Source organism: Nonomuraea cypriaca, from assembly GCF_015645445.1.
Taxonomy (GTDB): domain Bacteria; phylum Actinomycetota; class Actinomycetes; order Streptosporangiales; family Streptosporangiaceae; genus Nonomuraea; species Nonomuraea cypriaca.
In genome coordinates this window covers 35,204-52,992 of the sequence record NZ_JADOGI010000011.1, presented here as the reverse complement: position 1 = coordinate 52,992, position 17,789 = coordinate 35,204, and the positions used below count along the sequence as shown (strand labels likewise).

Genomic DNA, 17,789 nt, shown 5'->3' with positions numbered 1-17,789 from the left:
AGACTAAATCACTAGATGTGAACTCTAGAGAGGGGATACAGGTATGCCTGTCATCAGCATCACCCGCTTCCAGGCCGACGCGGCAGGTGCCGACGAGGTCCGGGCTCGGCACGCGGCTCTGGTCGCCGCCACCAGGGACGCGCTGCCCGGCCTCACCGAAGCGCGCCTCGGCCGGCTCGACGACGGGACATGGGTCGGGGTCTGGCGCTGGGATTCCGCCGCCAGCTTGCAGGCGGCCCGCCAGACGATCCCTCCCACCGCCGTGGGCGTCGCAGCGTTCGAGGTGGTCCGCGAGGCCACCGGGGAGGACATCGAGGTCCTGGACGAGTACTGATCGCCGTCCCGGCCCTCGAAGGGGGCCGGGATTTTCCCATGTTGGTAATCGATTTCCACCCCCTCTGGAATGTAGGGGAAACCGCGCAACCTCATATGAGCTCGCGTTTTTTCCACCTGACTATGTGCGGGGTTGACAGCACGCTGCTCGGATAGTTAATTTCCGAGAAATCGTTTACTCACGCCTGCCGCCGCCCTGGAAGGTGGTCCGTCCGAATGCGCAAGCTGAGTCGCCGCAGGTTCGTCCAGACGTCAGGCATCGTGGCAACGGCCGCCTCCCGCGGGGCATGCGGCGGGGGCACGGGCGCGCCCGCTACCTCGCGGACCTCCCTCACCTGGTGGGACCCCGAGAAGAGCCTGGAACAAGCGAAGGAAAAGCACTTCGCGCGGTTCGCCAAGTCGTCCGGCGGGCTGCCCGTGGAGTACACCAACGTCAGCGCGGCCAAGTTCCCGCAGGTGATGCAGCTCGCCAAGCAGAGTGACCAACTGCCCGACATCCACGCCAACGTGGGCCTGGAGGCCCCGGTCCGCCAGCTCATCAAGGACGGCTGGGTGGCACCGCTCGAACTGAGCGACGCCACCATGGCCAGGCTGAAGGACTCCCTGTACGAGGGCATCCACATGGTCGACGGCAAGGTCTACTCCTGGCCGATCTACGACTACCACCAGTACATGACGGCCAACTGGTTCAACACCGAGATGGTGGCCAAGGCCGGCCTCGACCCCGACGCCCCGCCGGCCACCTATGACGCGTTCCGCGCGGCGGCGAGCGCCGTACAGAAGTCGTCGGGCGGCGAGGCGCACGGGTTCGTCTGGTGTATCGGGATGCCGCTCCGGCTGGGGTTCGAGGTGGACAAGCTGGCCCAGGCCGGCGGCTTCGAGGGAGGCGCGGGACTGCTCTACCGCACCGGGGAGTACGCCTACCACGCCGCCCCCTACGTCAACGCGATCGAGTTCCTCGTGTCGCTCCGCAGGGACGGCCTGATCGCCCCAGGGTCCAATTCGTGGGCCGACGACGTGGCGCGCGCCCGCTGGGCCGTCGGAGCGGCCGGCTACTACTTCAGCGGACCGTGGACGGCGGGTGAGACGCTGCTGCTCATGCCGAGGTGGTCGAGGCTGCTGGGAGTCGGTAGCGACAGGTCCGAGGCCGAACGCGACCGCGCGATCGCCGCCGCCAGGAACAAGGGCGCCGAGGTGGACCACGACGACTGGGCCTTCCCCAACTGGAAGCCCCACGCCGACTACACGCGCGCGATGTACGGCTGAGCTCGTGGACTTGCTCAGTCCTCAGCTCACCGCTTTCTTCACGAGCTCGGCGATCCGGGCCTCCTCGATGGCGGTCAACTCCGTCAGGGCGAAGGAGGTCGGCACATGGCGCCTTCGTCCAGGTTCGCGTCGTCGTTGAAGCCGAGCGTCGCGTACCTCGATTTGAACTTCTGCGCGCTTTGGAAGAAGCAGACGACCTTGCCGCCCTTGGCGTGCGCCGTCTTCAGCTCTTGCATGTGCTCCTTCATCGCGGCCCGCTCCGACGATTGACAGGGCTGATCATTGAATGAGCAAAGAAACCTCTTCTTCCGGGGGACCAACCATGTCTGTCCTGCGAACCGGCACGATGCGCCTGCCCGCCGCCGACCCGCCCGCCGCCAGCCCGCTGCCGCTCTTGCGCGGCACCTGGGCCAAGCGTGGCGTGGTCGGGGCGGATGAGGAAATGACGGCCCAGATCGAGCACGGCCAGCCGTACTCACTCCTGCCCTACACGGCGCAGGACGGCTACAGTCGTGCGCGCACCGAGCGTGACCTGCCGGTGGTGGTCCTCGAGAACGACGTGCTGACCGCCACCTTCCTCCCCGCGTACGGCGGGCGGCTCTGGTCGCTCGTCCACCGCCCCTCGGGCCGGGAACTGCTGCACCGCAACCCGATTCTCCAGCCGGCGAACCTGGCGCTGCGCGACGCCTGGCTGGCCGGCGGCGTGGAGTGGAACCTCGGCGCGACCGGCCACTGGCCGCTGACCTGCTCGCCTCTGCATGCCGTACGCCTGATGCGGACCGACGGAACGCCGATGCTGCGCATGTACGAGTTCGAGCGGATGCGTCGGCTGGTGTTGCGGATCGACGCCTGGCTGCCCAAGGAGTCGCCTGTCCTGTTCGTCGAGGTCACACTGCACAACCCGGACGCCGAGCCGGTTCCCGCCTATTGGTGGTCGAACATCGCCGTCCCCGAGGCGGCAGGGGTGCGCGTGCTGGCTCCGGCCACGCAGGCGTACCACTTCGACTACACCGCCGTGCTCCGGCTGGAAGACTTTCCGGCGCCGGACGGGCGCGACCGCAGTTACACCGACACGGCGCGGAACTCGGCGGACTACTTCTTCGAGATCCCGGCGGGGGAGCGGCGGTGGATCGCCGCCGTCGACTCCTCGGGCAGAGGGCTCGTGCAGGTGTCGACCGACCGGTTGCGCGGGCGCAAGCTCTTCCACTGGGGGAAGGGACCGGGCGGCCGCCGCTGGCAGGAGTGGCTGAGCGGGCCGTCGTCGCGCTATCTGGAGATCCAGGCGGGGCTGGCCAGGACGCAGCTGGAGCACGTGCCGATGCCGGGCGGCGCGACGTGGACCTGGGCGGAGGCCTTTGGCCTGCTGGAACTCGACCCCTCGTCGGCCCACGGTCCGTGGGGCGAGGCCACGAGCGCCGCCACGGCCGCCGTCGACCGCCTGGTCCCGCGGGAAACCCTCGACCGCCTTCCATCCGTTCCCTCGAAGGAGCCGCCGGCGCTGCTGAGCCGGGGGTCGGGATGGGGCGCGTTGGAGGTCGCGGCGGAAGCCGTACCGGAGCTGGACTTCGGTGAGACCGGCGAGGAGCAGCGCCCGTGGCGGGAACTTCTGGAGACCGGGCGGTTGCCCGAGTGCGACCCGCCCGCCGCACCCGTGACGGGGAGTCGCTGGCGCGAGCTACTCGAAAGGCATCCGGCCGGCTGGCACGCCCTCTACCACCTGGGCCTGGTCCGGTACGCCGACGGCGACCGCGAGGGGGCCGAGCGGGCGTGGCGGGAGTCCCTGGAACACCGTCGTACCCCTTGGGCCCTGCGCTGCCTGGCCGAGAGCGCCCGGCTGGCGGGCTCGGGACCCGGCGCGGACCTCCTGGCGGAGGCGCATGCCCTGGCGGAGAACGTGGTCGCGCTCACCGCCGAGACCCTGCGCGCCCTGCTCGCCGCCGGCCGCGCAGCCGAGGCGCTGGCGCTGATCGACCGGCTCAAGCCCGGCGACCGGGCGCTCGGGCTGATCCGGTTGCGCGAGGCCGAGGCCGCCGTCGGCGCGGGCGACCTGGACAGGGCCGGAGCGCTCATCGACCGCGGCATCTCGGTGCACAACCTGCGCGAGGGCGAGGTCTCCCTGGACGAGCTCTGGTTCCGCTACCAGGAGCTACGCCACCCGGACACCGATCCCGAGCGGATCCGCCGCGAGCACCCCCTGCCTGCGGCTTACGACTTCCGCATGCACTGAGCTCCGCCTCACCACGTGTCACGGGAGCCGCGCGCCTTCGCGGACAGCACCCTTCAACTATGGGGATGTAGCCCAGAAGATCACGGCTTGATCATGACTGGAAGGATCTCCTCGCGGATCAGCGCCTCGCCGGGTGGGCTGCCGTGGATCATCATGTGGATGAAGATCAGGCCCGGTCCCGCGTCGGCCCGGGTCTCCAGGTCGGGCACCGAGCCGACCACCCGGCGCAGGCGTTCGCGGTTGGCGGCGCGCAACGGCTCGATCTTGGCCTCACGCACCGCGGTGGCCAGTTGGGACGTGGGATCGGACAGGAGCACGGAGAGCAGCGGTCCGGCGCGGTGGGCGAGGCCGTCGGCGATCCTGACCAGCCCGGCCAGCAGGTCTTCGAGCGGGTCGTCGCTGGGCTCGATGTCGTGTGTGGCGGCCGCGGCCCGCAGCGCCTCGACGACGAGGGCGTACTTGGTCGGCCAGCGCCGATAGAGGGAGTTGAGCCCGATCCCGGCGTTGCGCGCGACATCGGCCATGCGCAGCCCGTCGTAGCCGTGCGCGTCGAGCAGCGCCAGCGTTTCACGTAGTGCGGCCATGCCGACGGCGGGATCACGTGGCCGACCTCGTACCTTGCCCTCGTTCACTCTCCCAGCTTAACGGAAACGTTGACTTCCGTAATTAGGCGCTGCTATAACGATAATAGCTGTTATCGGAATTCAAACTCACCGGAGTTGGGCCATGCGTGCCGTCATCACCGATCCCACCGCCGCCTCGCGCCTGCGCCTGTCCGAGGCGCCGCAGCCCGAACCCGCCCCGAATCAGGCCCTGATAAGGGTGGAAGCCTTCTCGCTGAACGCCGGTGAGGTCCGCACCGCGCTCGAGTCGACCGACTCCTACGTGCCCGGATGGGACTTCGCCGGCGTGGTCGAGGAGGCCGCGGTGGACGGCGGCACCGCGCCGAAGGGCGCCCGCGTCTACGGATTCGTCCCGCAAGGAGCCTGGGCGGAATACGTCGTCGCCGGCGCCACGATGATCACGGAGATTCCCGACACGGTCACGTCCGTCCAGGCGGCGGCCCTGCCTGTGGCGGCGGTGACGGCGCTGGCCGCCCTGGAGCAGGCGGGGACGCTGCTCGGCCGCAAGGTGCTGATCACGGGCGCGGCCGGTGGCGTGGGGCGTTTCGCCTGCCAGCTGGCGAGCCTGGCGGGCGCCGAGGTCTTCGCCGTCAGCCGCCGGCCCAGCCTGCCTGGGCAACTGCGTGCGGACGGCATCGCGACCCCGACGGTCTTCCAGGGCATCGAGGCCGCCAAGGAGGCCGGCCGCTACGACGTGATCCTCGACGGCGTGGGCGGAGACTCACTGGCGACCGCTCTCACCGCCCTGGCACCGGGCGGCGTCTGTGTGACCTTCGGCAACGGAAGCCGTACGCTGACCAGCTTCCACCCCGGCGACTTCTACCACACGCCCGGCGCTCGCCTGCAGGGCCTCTGGCTCGGCAACTTCATGATGGCGGGCACGGACTGCGGACCGATGTTGAGGCGGCTGGTGGAGTTGGTGCGGCAGGAGCGGCTGCGCCCGCCGCTCGACGCCATCGTACCGTGGACGAGCGTCGGCGAGGCCGCCGAGCTGCTCTCCCAGCAGGGCGTGGACGGCAAGATCGTCGTAACCGTCGACTGACGACCACCGGTGGTGGCCATGACGGGGTTCCGGCTGCTCGGGCCGGTCGGGGTTTGGACGCGGGGCGAGCTGCTGGGGCCGTCCACGCCCCAGCAGCGATCCGTGCTGGCGATGTTGTTGCTGCATCGGGGCCGGACGGTTTCCACCGACCGGCTGGTTGAGGCGTTATGGGACGACCGTCCGCCCGCCTCGGCGCGCAACGCCGTCCAGGGCTACGTGTCGCGCCTGCGGCGCGTTCTGGCCGGGCTGACCGGCGTCGAGCTGGCCACCTCGCCCCCCGGCTACCGGCTGGACGTCGACCCGTCCCGTGTCGACCTCTACCGCTTCCGCGACCTGGTCGGCCGCGCCAGGGCCGCCGGCCCCGAGCGGGCGGGACCTCTGTTGCGGCAGGCGCTCGACCTGTGGAGCGGGCCGCCGCTGGCGGGTGTGGCGGGCGGGTGGCTGCATGAGATGTTCGGGCAGATGCTCGCCGAGGAGCGCCTCACCGCTGTGGAGGAGCGCATCGCGCTCGATCTCCGGTACGGCCGGCGGCGCGAGTCCTTGCCCGAGCTGTCGATGCTGCTGAGCGAGCACCCCTTGCGCGAGCGGCTGGCGTACCTCACCATGACGGCGCTGTACGACGACGGCCGGGGGGCCGCCGCGCTGGAGGTCTTCCGCGACACCCGGCGGCGTCTCGTCGGCGAGCTGGGCGTCGAGCCGGGCGCCGAACTCCAGGACCTGCGCCGCCACATCCTCCAAGGCGAACCCGCCGGGTTGCCGGTGCCCGCCGAGCTGCCGAGGAGGAGGCCCGCCTCTCTTTTGACTCATCGTGAAAGGGAATGACCCTATGACTGTCAATAGGAAAGTTTCTTAAACAGGAGGACGGATGCGATTACTGCCAGCAGGTGCGGCGGCCATCGGGCTGCTCGTGCCGGCGCTGCCCGCCTCGGCCGATCCCGTGGAATCCGGCCCGTGGACGTCGTACTCGCCGTCGTTCGACGTGCAGGAGCGCGGCTGCGGCGACGTCAGCGACCTGACGTTCAGGCTGACCTGCTCCACCGGCAGCGGTGACCAGCGGGCCGAGCGGCGCTACGCCACCTACTCCAGCGGCACCCGTCAGTTCGAGGGCTACTTCAAGATCAGCAGCTTGGCGGGCTCCCGGTTGAGTGGATGGCCAAGGTTTTCGACAACGCTCCACCCCTGCACACCGACGGCCCCCGAGAACCCGGACGATGAGGAGAGATCCTGAGCGGACACGCCATCGTGGTCGGCGGCGTCCTCGCTCGCCGGTGGCGTATCGGGCGAACGCTCGGGACCGCCGCGCTCAGCGTGTTGCTGGAGGATCGTCATCGGTCCGTTGCATGGTCCCGCCATTGAGCAACATGGTGCCGAGGGCCGTGAGGGTGTGGAGTACGGTGTTGCGGTCGCGGCTGGTGACGATCAGACCGGCCTCCCGTAGCACGGTGGCGTGCTGACTGGCACTGGCCGGAGAGATGCCGAGGTGGCGGGCGATCTGGCCGGTGCCACGGCCCTCGGCGACGGCTTCCAGCACCGCGGCCCTCGTCGGGCCGAGCAGTGCGGCCAGCCGGCGATGGGTCGGCTCTCGCGGCGACGTCCACAGGGCCGGCGCCGTACCGGGATCGGGCAACGCCGGCAGCACCAGGGTAAAAGAGCTGTGCTGATCGGCGGGGACCAGCATGCTCAGATCGTGGGAGAACACCGACACGAAGATGTCCAGGCCGCGTCCGCCCAGGTGAACGTCCCGTCCCTGCCCAGGTAACGGGACATCGAGGTAGGGCGGCCGCCACCGGCCGCGCGTCCGCTGTCGCTCCAACAGGCCGGAGAGGCCGTCCGTGGCAAGCCGCATGGCGACATGAACCGTTTCGGCCCGCAGGTGAGCGCGAATCCGGTCCCAGTACGGCGCCACGGTCGCCTCGTGGCACGCGCGTACCGCCGCCATCAGCGCGAGGCGTGCCTGGCGGTCGTTGTCGGCAAGGCCCCGTACGGGCGCGGGAAGGATGTGCCGGCTAGGCAGCGTTTCGAGTTCCTCGCGCACCCATTGGTCCGGCGCCGTACGCACGATGTCCAGGGCCTCGTCGATGTCGGGCGTATGCCCGGCCAGGGCCGCCAGATCGAGGGGGATCCGGCTGGCGGGCGTGAGGAACCGCATGACACACGCCCCTGCCGGGCTCAGCCTCCGCAGCGAGCGGCGTCGCCATTCATCCTGCACCGCCCCACGGTCAGACCGGTGCAGCGCGCACATGGCGAACATGGTCTCCGCCAGGGGACCCAGCGGCCCGCGTACCCGGACATTCGCCAGGTCGTCGCTGCTCAGGTGGAAGCGTACGTTTCCCGGTGCTCGGCGCATACTTCATCTTACGAGGGGTTTTGGGTGGGCCTGAAAAGCGTTGCTCATTTATTGAGGGTCCTGTATAGGTCAGTAAGTGAAGGTTGATCAGGAGCAGCTGGTAGCCCTTGTCGTAGGTGCCTCTTCGGGGGTGGGTCGCGCGACTGCCGAGGCTCTGGCGAAAAGAGGACACACCGTATTCGGATCGAGCCGTACGCGGCTTCGCGTGAACAGCCCGGGTATTACTCCGGTCGAGCTCGAGGTCGGCAGCGAGCACTCGGTCGATTCGGCTGTTCAGCACGTTCTGAAGCTGGCTGACCGCATTGATGTGGTCATCTACAGCGCGGGCGCTTATGTGGCGGGCGCGGCAGAGGAAACGTCGGACGAGCTCGCCATCGCTCAATTGGAGGGGTATTTTATTGGAGCCCACCGCGTGGTACGCGCGGTCCTGGCGACCATGCGTGAACAAGGCAGGGGGCGGCTGGTCCTGATGAGCTCCAGCGCCGCCGTCGCCGCCATTCCCTTCCACTCCCTCTATTCCGCGAGCAAGGCCGCACTCAACCACTACGCTGACGCATTACGCTACGAGGTCGAGCCGTTCGGCATAGAGGTGACGTGCATAGAGGCCACCAGCGTACGCACGGGGGCGGTGGATACCATGAGCACGGACAAGCCGATCCGCGCCTACGAACCCGGGCGAACGCGGGTCATCGACGGCTTTCGGCGACTCCAGCTCGACGGGCCCTCACCTGAGCCTCTCGCCCAGGCGATAGTGCATGCCGTCGAATCTCGGAAGATGCGTCACGTCTATCGCGTCGGACCGCGGGCTCGGCTGTTGCCGGCATTGCGTTCCGTACTTCCCCAATTTGTATTCCGTCGTCTCTACGGTGGATTCTTCGGTTTATCGCGGGCTCGCTGAACCCGCCATGCAGGCGGGGGCAGGCGGCCAAGATCCTGCGAGGACCAGTTGTCCGTACGGTCGATACCAACGCGGGCGACGGATGGTTACGGGCGTCGGCTCGCGACGCGAGCCATCACGCAGTGAGGGTCCAGGGTCATCTCACGGGGATGAGTTCCTCGGGCAGTCGGCCGCCGGTGACCCTGGCACGGATCATGGCCGTGAACAGTCCGGGCTTTTCGCCGCTCCACGCGTGGCCCACCCCGGGCGCCAGGCATGCCTCGCCGTTGGGAAACGCAGCGGCGATGTCGACCAGGGAACGCCTGGTGAGATCGTGCTCGTTCGCACCGGCCACTGCCAGAACCGGGCAGGGGGAGTCTGCGGCCTTGGACGCAAGCCGAAAGCCGAGGGCTTCGTCGCTGACCCTGCGGAACGCCTGCCGGCTGGTGGCCCGCGCGGCGCTCTGGTAGCCGTCGACGTCCTCCGCGGGGACGTTGAGCGCGCGGGCGTTGGCCCGCAGCACCGGCCCCCATTTCATGACCGGGGCCATCAGCGTGCCCATGAGCCGCAACCTGCCCGGGTTGGGAAACGGCAGTACGTTCACCCCGCTCAGGATCGCACCGCTCAACGCCTCGGGAGCGGTCGCGGCCAGGTGTGCCGCCACGTAACCGCCCAGGGAGAGGCCGACGACATACGCCCTGCCCTCCGGCGCCCGCGCGGCGATCGCCTCGGCGACCAGGCGGGCGGTATCGGCGATCGAGATCCACGGCTGCGTGTTGCTCCGCCCGTGTCCCGGCAGATCGGGAACCAGCACGTGCATGTCATCGGCCAGCGCGGAGACCTGCTTGGTCCACATCCAGCCGCTGGTGCCCACACCGTGTAAGAGCACCACCGTCGGCGCCTCGACGGCGCCGACCTCTTGGACAAAGATCGCCATACCGTCATGGTGGCACAGCCGCCTCCGACCGTGTTGCTCCCGATCTTCGTAATGTGCACGTTGTGGCCGGCTTCGGCCAGCGTTCAGTGTCGTAAATGTTCGACGTCGTCGAGGTCCGCCCACCTCGGCGACGGTCAAGTGCTCATTACCGCCGCCCGCCGAACTCCCAGTCGTGGACCTCGATGTCGGCGTACCGGTCCAGGGTCAGGACGGCACGTGCCGCATCCGGGTCCGGCGCTCGGACCAGCAGCGCCGTACCCAGCCAGGTGGTGCCGTCGTCGGACAGCAGCGGCCCATACGCGATCAGCTCGTCCAGGCCGGGCGACGGGACGAGGTCGGCAGCCTGCCCGGAGCCGAGGCCCAGCACCAGATACCGGTTGCCGCCGTCTCGGCCGCCAGGGAAATCCCACATGGTACGCCCCAGCACGTTGCGCCATCGCCGCAACACCACGTCCCGGTACACACCGGCCTGGTAGTTGGGCTCGTCGAAGACGAACGCACGAGCGGCGGCGAGATCTGGCAGGTCGACGATGTGCACGCTGCCGGTGGCCGTGTCGCCGCCGCGGCCGAAGGTCGGGCCACGGGCGATCATCTCCGCCGCGTACCGGTCCATGTAGGACCAGTGCTCTTCCAGCAGTTCGTCGCGCAGCGTCGCGGAGTCAGGCCGGTCGCGGTGATAACAGAAAAACTCCATGCCGACAGTACCTACCATGGGCCGCGGCGACAGCGCCGCTGCAGCTCGGCGCCGCCCTCGGGCGCCGGTTTCCCCGGCGGTTCAGCAATCATGCGTGGCGGTGGGGTCGGCACCCCTTGTCAATACATGACTAAACTGGGCTATCATCGCTATATGGCGATTGACTTTGATGGTGGAAGATGTGTCAGCGCTGAGATCGCCGCGGGGATCACTCCGGCGGCGGCGCTGTTCCACTCGCTGTCCGATGAGACGCGGCTGCGTATCGTGCAGCGGCTGGCCCGTGGCGAGGCTCGCGTGGTGGACCTGACAGCCGAGCTGGGGCTGGCCCAGTCCACGGTCTCCAAGCACCTGGCCTGCCTGCGCGATTGCGGCCTGGTGGACTACCGAGCCCAAGGGCGGCAGTCGTTCTACTCCCTGACCCGGCCCGAGCTGATGGACCTGCTGACCTCAGCCGAGCAGCTGCTGGCCGCCACCGGACACGCGGTCACCCTGTGCCCCGTCCAGAACCCGCGCCGCGCGAGCGACGTGGAAGCCGAGGCCGACGGCGGCCCTGACGTCATCCGGGGGCAGGCGGTGTCATGACCGCGCTGAACCTGCCCGCCCCGGCCCGGCGGACCTTACTGCAACGCCGCATCCGGCTGCTGGTCGCCGCGACCATCACCTACAACGTCATCGAAGCCGCGGTGGCCATCACCGCCGGCACCATCGCCTCCTCCGCCGCGCTGATCGGCTTCGGCCTTGACTCCGTCGTCGAGGTCGCCTCCGCCACCGCGGTGGCCTGGCAGTTCTCCGCCTCCGACCACGAACGCCGCGAACGGGCCGCGTTGCGTGTCATCGCGATCTCCTTCTACGCTCTGGCGGCCTACGTCACCTTCGACGCCGTCCGCGCCCTGCTCGGCGCCGGTGAGGCCGAACACTCCACCCCCGGTCTGATCCTGGCCGCGCTCTCGCTGGTCGTCATGCCATTCCTGTCGTACGCCCAGCGCCGCGCCGGCCGCGAACTCGGCTCGACCTCCGCCGTGGCCGACTCCAAGCAGACCCTGCTGTGCACCTACCTGTCCGCGGTGCTGCTGGTCGGGCTGGCCTTGAACAGTCTGTTCGGCTGGTCCTGGGCCGACCCGATCGCCGCCCTGGTCATCGCCGCCGTCGCGGTCAAGGAAGGCCGCGAGGCCTGGCGCGGTGATGCCTGCTGCGCCGTCCCCGCCACCGCGATGCCCTCATCCGGCGGCGCCGCAGCCGATGGGTGCGCGGACGGCTGCTGCTCATCGGCTGCGGAGGACAAGCGTTGATCGGCCGGTCGATGCCTGCTCGCGTGCGCGCCGAATACGACCCCAGAGCCCGGTAGCCGTCAGTGCCGGGACCGCCAGCCGAGCTCGGGGCCGAGCCTGGTGGCGATGTCGGTGAGGATCTGCACGTAGTCTTCGTGATCGAACGTGAACGGCAGCGCGAACGCGACCTCATCGATCTCGCGGAAGGCGGCGTGGGCGTAGAGCCGTTCGGCGATCTCGGCGGAGCTGCCGACGAGGTCGGGCGCGAACATCATCCGTGCCGGTCCCTGCGGTGCGGTGGTCCGGGGCGTGCGCTTGTCGGCGTACTCCTTGTACTTGGCTCGCTGCTCGGATGAGGCCGTGTCGGTCGGGATGACCACCAGGCCCTGGGAGACGCGGGCGCGGTCGCCGTCAGGGTGGTGCGTGCGGAACTCCCGTACGTGGGAGAGCTGGATCTCGGCGAAGTCCTCCGACTCCTCAGCCTTCACGACACTGCTGGTCAGGAAGTTCATGCCCTGCTCACCCGCCCAGCAGGCCGAGCGCAGGCTCGCGCCGCCGTACCACATGCGACTGCCGAGGCCGGGGGAGTGCGGCTGGACCCGGTCGGAGAAGACCTCGAAGCCCTCGACGCCGCTGAAGTCGGTGGCCGGCTCGCCGCGGACGAAGCCCAGCAGCCGTCGCACGCGTTCGTGGCTGAAGTCCTCATCGTCGCCGGTGCCGGGATAGAGCGCGTCCTTGACCCGGTCGTAGTGGAGTGGCGGGCCGACGCTGACGCCCGGGTTGAGGCGGCCCCCGGACAAGACGTCCACCGTGGCCAGGTCTTCAGCGAGCCGCAGCGGATTCTCCCAGCCCACGGGGATGACCGCCGTGCCCAGTTCGATGCGGCTGGTGCGCTGGGACGCCGCCGCCAGGACGGCGATCGGGGAAGAGATGCCGTACTGCAGATGGCGGTGCCGAACCCACGCGCTGTCGAAGCCCAGTCGCTCGCCCAGCTCGATGATCTCGAGCGTCGACTCGTGGCCCCGGCGCGGGTCGGCCTCGTCGAACAGCCCGATGGTCAAGAAGCCCAGCTTCCGCAGCGGTTGCGAGGACAGCGGCATACACGTCCCTCCTCAGTCCGGCATTCCACCCCAAGATAGCGGGGAATGCTCGCACTGAGACGTGGGGGGCCTACGTCGGGCACCGGGGCGAAGCTGGCGTGCAGAAGCCTCAGCGTGCCGGCGAACGTACTCAGTCCGGGGGCCGTCGGCGTTGTCGTGAATGCGGGCAGCCGGTACTGCTCACCAAGCTCCTCGCCGTCGAGCCGGTCGGCGAGGCGGTCATGGACGAGGAGTTCGTCCGCCAGGCCCTGCGCGGGCTGCCGGAGGATCCGTCCCGCCGCAGTACTGCGCCTTCCGCGTGGCGACCACTACACAGGGTGGGTGCGATGACAAATCGCCCAAGCCGTCGGCGCGCGGCGGCGGTTCCGCCCAGAGTTCCGCTTTCTGCCTGTCGGGATAGCCTTGCACAAGTTGGCTAAATATATTAGCCTTTTGGTTATGGTTATTAACAGAGACGTGAACGCGACTGAAGTCCTGGAGGTCGAGGGCGGGCAGCTCGCGTACGACGTGACCGGCGAGGGTCCACTGATCGTTCTTGCGCACGGCATGGGTGAGAACAGGACGGCCTACCGCGAGGTGGCGGTCCGGCTCTCGGCGGCCGGCTTCCGTGTCGCGAGGATGGACGTGCGTGGCCACGGAAAGTCCAGCGCAGGCTGGGCGTCGTACACCCGTACCGATTCGGCTGGCGACATCCTCGCCTTGATCAGGCGTCTGGGCGGCCCCGCCGTCATCGTGGGCCACTCCTTCAGCGGGGGCGCCGCCACCATCGCCGCGGCCCAGGAGCCGGACCTGGTCAGTGCGATTGTCGAGATCAGCCCGTTCACCCGCGCCCAGCAGATCAACTTGGGCGCGATCGTCACCCACGCCCGCTACCGCAAGGGCATGGCCCTGCTCATGGGCGCCAACCTGCTGCGCAGCCTCCGGTTGTGGAAGCGATACCTCGACTACGCCTTCCCGGGTGCTAAACCCGCCGGTTTCTGCGACTACGTTGCCGCTCTTGAAGCGGACTTGCGTCGGCCGGGCAGGATGGCCGTTGTCAGCAAGCTGGGCAGGGCCGCCCCGACTGATGCCGGCGCCCGGCTCGCCGATGTCCGATGCCCGGCTCTCATCCTCATGGGCACGCTCGATCCCGACTGGCCCGATCCCCGAGTGGAAGGCGAGGGCATCGTGGCGGGTTTGCCTGCCGGACTCGGCCGGCTCGAACTGATCGAGGGGGCGGGGCACTACGCGCATGTTCAGTTTCCCGCCGAAGTAACCACGGCCGTCCTGGACTTCATCAGGTGTGGCGCGCGTGGCTAGGGCGGCACTGTCCACGAACGCGGTGGTCGACATCGCGCTGCAGGTCCTGGACGAGGACGGCCCCGAAGCCCTGACCCTGTCGGCGGTGTCCGGCCGGGCGGGCGTCACCACCCCGTCCCTGTACAAGCACGTGCGCAATCTCGCCGGGCTGCGTGCGCTCGTATCGGCCCGCATCATGAACGACATCGCGGACCAGGCTGGGCATGCCGTGCTCGGCCGCTCTGCCGACGAGGCCATTCGCGCATTCATGAAGGCGTGGCGGCGCTATGTGCAGCGACATCCCCACCGCTACTCGGCTTTGATCCAGAGCCCTGAGCCGCAGACGACCGAGGCCGGGGCGCGGCTGATCGACATCATCACCGCCGCCCTGCGCGCCTACGGAATGGAGGACTCCGCCGCGATCCACGCGGCCCGATGCTTGCGTGCGGCCGTCCACGGCTTCGCGGTCCTGGAAGCTCAGGGCGCCTTCGGCTTCCCCGAGAACCTGGACGACAGCTACGACCTGTTGATCCACGTGATGATCGCAGGTCTGCAGGCGCCGCGTTGATCAGCGCGTGAAGCGTCCGTAGGTGGCGGCGGCACAACAGCGGCCTCACCTACCAGGCAGGCCTCCTGGAGAAGGCCGGGCTCATCACCCGCGACCCCTCGCCAGACGACGAACGCGCCACAAGCTGCCTGCGGGATCGTATCGGGCCAGGGCTGCGCCTGGAGGTAGGGCGCGACCATGGTCGCGATACAGCCGCCGAGGCGTCAGCCGATCCTCAGGTCAATGTGCACGTCATGGCAGCTCCGTTGCCGTCATCGCAAGTCCGGAAACTTGGCCTGGGGTGGGTCTTTGGTGTATTCAGAGTCGTGCAATTGGGACAAAAGGCGGGGGACCGTGGACCAACGTACGCGCGGGGCTGGGCACGGTGAGAACGTTGGGCTGCTCGGGCGGGGGTCGGAGTGTGCTGTCCTCGATGAGGTGATCGAGGCCGTCCGCATGGGGGAGAGCCGCGTGCTGGTGGTGCACGGCGCGCCGGGGGTCGGAAAGTCGGCGCTGCTGGAGTACGCGGAGAACTCGGCAACCGGCATGCGGGTGCTGCGTGCGGCCGGTGTCGAGTCCGAGATGGAGTTGGCTTTCGCCACATTGCATCAGTTGTGCGCGCCGCTGCTGGGTCGGCTGGAGAACCTTCCCGTGCCGCAGCGCGATGCGCTCGAGACGGTGTTCGGGATGCGAGCGGGAGCCCCGCCGGAGCGGTTCCTGGTCGGGCTGGCGGTGTTGAGTCTGCTGTCGGACGCCTCGGAGGGGCGTCCGCTGCTGTGTGTGGTCGACGACGCGCAGTGGATGGACCGGTCCTCGGCGCAGGTCCTCGGCTTCGTCGCCCGGCGGCTGCTGGCGGAGTCTGTCGCCCTGGTCTTCGGCTCTCGCCAGCGGGCTCAGGACTTGCTCGGACTGCCGGAGCTGGAGGTCACCGGGCTGAGTGATGCCGACGCCCACGCACTGCTGGACTCGGTGACGCACGCCCGGCTCGATCAACACATCCGCGATCGGATCATCGCGGAGACCAAGGGCAACCCGCTCGCCCTGCTCGAATTACCCCGCGGCCTGACCATGACCCAGATGGCCGGCGGGTTCGGCCTGCTGAACGCCGATACGTTGCCGGGCCGGATCGAGCAGAGCTTCCTTGACCGGATCGAAGACCTGCCCGAGCAGACCCGGCTGCTCCTGCTGATCGCCGCCGCCGAACCGGTCGGCAATCCGGACTTGGTGCGGCGTGCCGCCGAACGGCTCGGGGCCATCCCGGAGACGGCCCTCGCAGGCGGTACAGACGGACTGCTGACGATCGAAGCACGCGTCACTTTCCGCCACCCACTCGTGCGGTCGGCCGTGTACGGGTCGGCGAGGGAGAAGGATCGCCGCGCGGTGCATCTGGCGCTGGCGGAGGCCACCGACGCGAGGACCGATCCGGATCGCCGTGCCTGGCACCTGGCGTCCGCCGCACCCGGACCGGACGAGGCCGTCGCCGCCGAACTCGAACGGTCCGCCGGCCGGGCGCAGGCGCGCGGTGGGCTGGCCGCCGCGGCGGCATTCCTGCAGCGATCCGTGGCACTGACCATCGACACCTCGCACCGCGCCGAACGTGCCCTGTCGGCCGCCGACGCCAGCCTGCGGGCGGGCGACCTCGACGCCGCGCGGAAGCTCGTCGACATCGCCGACCGGGACGCCCAGGGTGAGTTCCAACGCGTGCGAGCCCACCTGGTGCGCAGTCACATCACGTTCGCGGCCGGCTACAACAACGAGGCGCCGCCGATGTTGCTGACGGCAGCACAGCGGCTGGAGCCCTTCGACATGGATCTGGCGCGGGAGACCTATCTCGTCGCCTGGGCGAGCGCATCTTACGGGGCCGCAAACAGGGACAGCCTCATGGCGATCTCGCGGGCGATGAGGGAGCTTCCCTCTCCCGAAGGTAGTCCGCGTGCCCTCGATCTCGTGCTCGAGGCCTACGCACTGCTCATCACCGACGGCCGGAGTGCCGCGCTTCCCACGTTGCGAAGGGCGCTGATCGCGCTCACCGGCGCTCCCCTGCAGGACCTTCTGAAATGGGGCTGGGCGGCCGGTGGCTTGACCGCGCTCCTCTGGGAGGACCGGATCATGGCCGAGTGGCCCGTCAGGGTGATCGACGAAGTGCGTGCGGCCGCTGCCCTGTCCGAGCTTCCCATCTATCTCCACGCGTTGGGGCTACCGATCGTGTTGAGCGGTGATTTCGCCGCCGCGGCCGCGATCGTCGCCCAGTCCGAAGCCGTCGCCGCTGCGACGGGCGTGCCCATGACGCAGCACACCAAGCTCCTGCTGACAGCACTGCAGGGTAAGGACGCCGAGGCCTCGGCGCTGATCGCCGCTACGATCGAGGAGGCCGGTGCCGGCGGTCAGTTGAATGGTGTCGCGTCCGCGCACTGGGCGGCCGCGGTCCTCTACAACGGCCTCGCCCGCTATGAGCAAGCGCTGCCGGCGGCCCAGGCCACCACCCAGAGCGCCAACCTGCTTGTCTCCCAGTGGGCGCTGCCCGAGCTCGTCGAGGCGGCGGCGCGCGTCGGAGACGACACGGCCGCCCACGGGGCGCTCGAAGATCTGGCGGACTCAGCAGAACCGTGCGACACCGACTGGGCCCAGGGGGTCCTGGCTCGCTGCCGGGCGCTGCTGAGCGACGACGCCGCCGCCGCGGACGACTTCTACCGCGAGGCGATCGAGCGGTTGGGCCGGACGCTGCTGCGCCCCGAACTGGCGCGCGCCCACCTGCTGTACGGCGAGTGGTTGCGGCGGGACCGTCAGCGGGTCGAGGCGCGGGCCCACCTGCGGACGGCGTACGAAATGTTCGTGTCGATCGGGATGGAGGCGTTCGCCGAGCGGGCCTGCCGCGAGCTTCTCGCCACAGGCGAGACGGTCCGCAAGCGCAAGAACGCGGGCTCGACGAGTGAGGAATTGACGCCGCAGGAGCAACAGATCGCCCTGCTTGTGCGGGATGGCCTGTCCAACCCGGAGGTCGCGGCTCGTCTCTTCGTGAGCCCGCGTACCGTCGAGTGGCACCTCCGCAAGATCTTCGCCAAGCTCAAGATCAGCTCCCGAAGGCAACTCGGCGACGCGTTGTCCCGCGGCGAGTACGAGTCCATGACGCAGTGAAGTTCAGGGAATGAGCTGCCTCAGCTGACCGGCACGTGGCCGACGGGCGGCCGCTCGCACCCGTGGCCTGACCCTGGCCCCGGTTGACCAGTGAGACTCCCTGGTGCGACCCGGC

The 17,789-nt window shown here is 69.2% G+C and carries 18 protein-coding genes; 12 read left to right on the top strand and 6 right to left on the bottom strand.

Annotated elements, in window-relative coordinates; genetic code table 11:
• Window positions 1-43 precede the first annotated feature (43 nt).
• Both ITP53_RS05835 and ITP53_RS05830 read left to right on the top strand, forming a co-directional pair.
• Window positions 44-334, top strand: coding sequence for an antibiotic biosynthesis monooxygenase (locus ITP53_RS05835; protein ID WP_195894248.1), 291 nt, complete (start codon window positions 44-46; stop codon window positions 332-334).
• Between the two features lie 215 nt (window positions 335-549).
• Entirely contained in the window at window positions 550-1,599 is a 1,050-nt protein-coding gene (locus ITP53_RS05830) for an ABC transporter substrate-binding protein (RefSeq protein ID WP_195894247.1), read from the top strand.
• A gap of 83 nt (window positions 1,600-1,682) precedes the next feature.
• On the opposite strand, the gene ITP53_RS05825 is transcribed toward ITP53_RS05830, so the two are convergent.
• Window positions 1,683-1,835 (bottom strand): hypothetical protein, encoded by a 153-nt coding sequence (locus tag ITP53_RS05825; protein ID WP_207755569.1) that lies wholly within the window; start codon window positions 1,833-1,835, stop codon window positions 1,683-1,685.
• Between the two features lie 86 nt (window positions 1,836-1,921).
• Between ITP53_RS05825 and ITP53_RS05820 the strand changes: the two genes are divergently transcribed.
• Window positions 1,922-3,826 carry a DUF5107 domain-containing protein gene (locus ITP53_RS05820; RefSeq protein ID WP_195894246.1) on the top strand — a complete coding sequence of 635 codons (1,905 nt, stop codon included), beginning with the start codon at window positions 1,922-1,924 and terminating at the stop codon, window positions 3,824-3,826.
• 80 nt (window positions 3,827-3,906) lie between these two features.
• On the opposite strand, the gene ITP53_RS05815 is transcribed toward ITP53_RS05820, so the two are convergent.
• Window positions 3,907-4,458, bottom strand: coding sequence for a TetR/AcrR family transcriptional regulator (locus tag ITP53_RS05815; protein WP_195894245.1), 552 nt, complete (start codon window positions 4,456-4,458; stop codon window positions 3,907-3,909).
• A gap of 94 nt (window positions 4,459-4,552) precedes the next feature.
• On the opposite strand from ITP53_RS05815, the gene ITP53_RS05810 reads away from it, so the two are divergent.
• From ITP53_RS05810 to ITP53_RS05800, 3 genes are read left to right on the top strand one after another with little or no spacing between them, the layout of a single operon-like run.
• Window positions 4,553-5,491, top strand: coding sequence for a zinc-binding dehydrogenase (locus tag ITP53_RS05810; RefSeq protein WP_195894244.1), 939 nt, complete (start codon window positions 4,553-4,555; stop codon window positions 5,489-5,491).
• A gap of 18 nt (window positions 5,492-5,509) precedes the next feature.
• Entirely contained in the window at window positions 5,510-6,313 is an 804-nt protein-coding gene (locus ITP53_RS05805; protein ID WP_207755568.1) for an AfsR/SARP family transcriptional regulator, read from the top strand.
• A 43-nt stretch (window positions 6,314-6,356) separates the two neighbouring features.
• On the top strand, window positions 6,357-6,719 hold the full coding sequence (locus ITP53_RS05800) for a hypothetical protein (RefSeq protein WP_195894243.1): 363 nt from the start codon (window positions 6,357-6,359) through the stop codon (window positions 6,717-6,719).
• A gap of 75 nt (window positions 6,720-6,794) precedes the next feature.
• Here the strand turns inward: ITP53_RS05800 and ITP53_RS05795 are convergent, their stop codons facing one another.
• Complete coding sequence (locus ITP53_RS05795) at window positions 6,795-7,838, bottom strand: ArsR/SmtB family transcription factor (RefSeq protein WP_195894242.1); 1,044 nt, start codon at window positions 7,836-7,838, stop codon at window positions 6,795-6,797.
• A gap of 76 nt (window positions 7,839-7,914) precedes the next feature.
• On the opposite strand from ITP53_RS05795, the gene ITP53_RS05790 reads away from it, so the two are divergent.
• Entirely contained in the window at window positions 7,915-8,736 is an 822-nt protein-coding gene (locus ITP53_RS05790) for an SDR family oxidoreductase (protein WP_195894241.1), read from the top strand.
• 136 nt (window positions 8,737-8,872) lie between these two features.
• Here the strand turns inward: ITP53_RS05790 and ITP53_RS05785 are convergent, their stop codons facing one another.
• Together ITP53_RS05785 and ITP53_RS05780 are read right to left on the bottom strand one after the other, a co-directional pair.
• Entirely contained in the window at window positions 8,873-9,652 is a 780-nt protein-coding gene (locus tag ITP53_RS05785; protein WP_195894240.1) for an alpha/beta fold hydrolase, read from the bottom strand.
• A 145-nt stretch (window positions 9,653-9,797) separates the two neighbouring features.
• Window positions 9,798-10,346 carry a YciI family protein gene (locus tag ITP53_RS05780; protein ID WP_195894239.1) on the bottom strand — a complete coding sequence of 183 codons (549 nt, stop codon included), beginning with the start codon at window positions 10,344-10,346 and terminating at the stop codon, window positions 9,798-9,800.
• Between the two features lie 153 nt (window positions 10,347-10,499).
• Here ITP53_RS05780 and ITP53_RS05775 point away from each other — a divergent pair, with 153 nt between their 5' ends.
• Window positions 10,500-10,928: an ArsR/SmtB family transcription factor gene (locus ITP53_RS05775; RefSeq protein ID WP_195894238.1), complete on the top strand. Its 429-nt coding sequence runs from the start codon at window positions 10,500-10,502 to the stop codon at window positions 10,926-10,928.
• Window positions 10,925-11,635 carry a cation transporter gene (locus tag ITP53_RS05770; RefSeq protein ID WP_195894237.1) on the top strand — a complete coding sequence of 237 codons (711 nt, stop codon included), beginning with the start codon at window positions 10,925-10,927 and terminating at the stop codon, window positions 11,633-11,635. Before ITP53_RS05775 ends, ITP53_RS05770 begins: the two co-directional genes overlap by 4 nt.
• Before the next feature lie 59 nt (window positions 11,636-11,694).
• Here the strand turns inward: ITP53_RS05770 and ITP53_RS05765 are convergent, their stop codons facing one another.
• On the bottom strand, window positions 11,695-12,714 hold the full coding sequence (locus ITP53_RS05765) for an LLM class flavin-dependent oxidoreductase (protein ID WP_195894236.1): 1,020 nt from the start codon (window positions 12,712-12,714) through the stop codon (window positions 11,695-11,697).
• 456 nt (window positions 12,715-13,170) lie between these two features.
• On the opposite strand from ITP53_RS05765, the gene ITP53_RS05760 reads away from it, so the two are divergent.
• From ITP53_RS05760 to ITP53_RS05750, 3 genes are all read left to right on the top strand, one after another.
• Window positions 13,171-14,013 carry an alpha/beta fold hydrolase gene (locus ITP53_RS05760; protein WP_328814076.1) on the top strand — a complete coding sequence of 281 codons (843 nt, stop codon included), beginning with the start codon at window positions 13,171-13,173 and terminating at the stop codon, window positions 14,011-14,013.
• A gap of 22 nt (window positions 14,014-14,035) precedes the next feature.
• Window positions 14,036-14,560 carry a TetR/AcrR family transcriptional regulator gene (locus tag ITP53_RS05755; protein ID WP_207755567.1) on the top strand — a complete coding sequence of 175 codons (525 nt, stop codon included), beginning with the start codon at window positions 14,036-14,038 and terminating at the stop codon, window positions 14,558-14,560.
• A gap of 417 nt (window positions 14,561-14,977) precedes the next feature.
• Window positions 14,978-17,674 (top strand): ATP-binding protein, encoded by a 2,697-nt coding sequence (locus ITP53_RS05750; protein WP_207755566.1) that lies wholly within the window; start codon window positions 14,978-14,980, stop codon window positions 17,672-17,674.
• Window positions 17,675-17,789: the final 115 nt, after the last annotated feature.

Bases quoted from the DNA above. Each gene is read 5' to 3' on its own strand.
- ITP53_RS05835 (WP_195894248.1), top strand. From the start codon at position 44: ATGCCTGTCATCAGCATCACCCGCTTCCAGGCCGACGCGGCAGGTGCC.
- ITP53_RS05830 (WP_195894247.1), top strand. From the start codon at position 550: ATGCGCAAGCTGAGTCGCCGCAGGTTCGTCCAGACGTCAGGCATCGTG.
- ITP53_RS05825 (WP_207755569.1), bottom strand. From the start codon at position 1,835: ATGCAAGAGCTGAAGACGGCGCACGCCAAGGGCGGCAAGGTCGTCTGC.
- ITP53_RS05820 (WP_195894246.1), top strand. From the start codon at position 1,922: ATGTCTGTCCTGCGAACCGGCACGATGCGCCTGCCCGCCGCCGACCCG.
- ITP53_RS05810 (WP_195894244.1), top strand. From the start codon at position 4,553: ATGCGTGCCGTCATCACCGATCCCACCGCCGCCTCGCGCCTGCGCCTG.
- ITP53_RS05805 (WP_207755568.1), top strand. From the start codon at position 5,510: ATGACGGGGTTCCGGCTGCTCGGGCCGGTCGGGGTTTGGACGCGGGGC.
- ITP53_RS05800 (WP_195894243.1), top strand. From the start codon at position 6,357: ATGCGATTACTGCCAGCAGGTGCGGCGGCCATCGGGCTGCTCGTGCCG.
- ITP53_RS05795 (WP_195894242.1), bottom strand. From the start codon at position 7,838: ATGCGCCGAGCACCGGGAAACGTACGCTTCCACCTGAGCAGCGACGAC.
- ITP53_RS05785 (WP_195894240.1), bottom strand. From the start codon at position 9,652: ATGGCGATCTTTGTCCAAGAGGTCGGCGCCGTCGAGGCGCCGACGGTG.
- ITP53_RS05780 (WP_195894239.1), bottom strand. From the start codon at position 10,346: ATGGAGTTTTTCTGTTATCACCGCGACCGGCCTGACTCCGCGACGCTG.
- ITP53_RS05775 (WP_195894238.1), top strand. From the start codon at position 10,500: ATGGCGATTGACTTTGATGGTGGAAGATGTGTCAGCGCTGAGATCGCC.
- ITP53_RS05770 (WP_195894237.1), top strand. From the start codon at position 10,925: ATGACCGCGCTGAACCTGCCCGCCCCGGCCCGGCGGACCTTACTGCAA.
- ITP53_RS05765 (WP_195894236.1), bottom strand. From the start codon at position 12,714: ATGCCGCTGTCCTCGCAACCGCTGCGGAAGCTGGGCTTCTTGACCATC.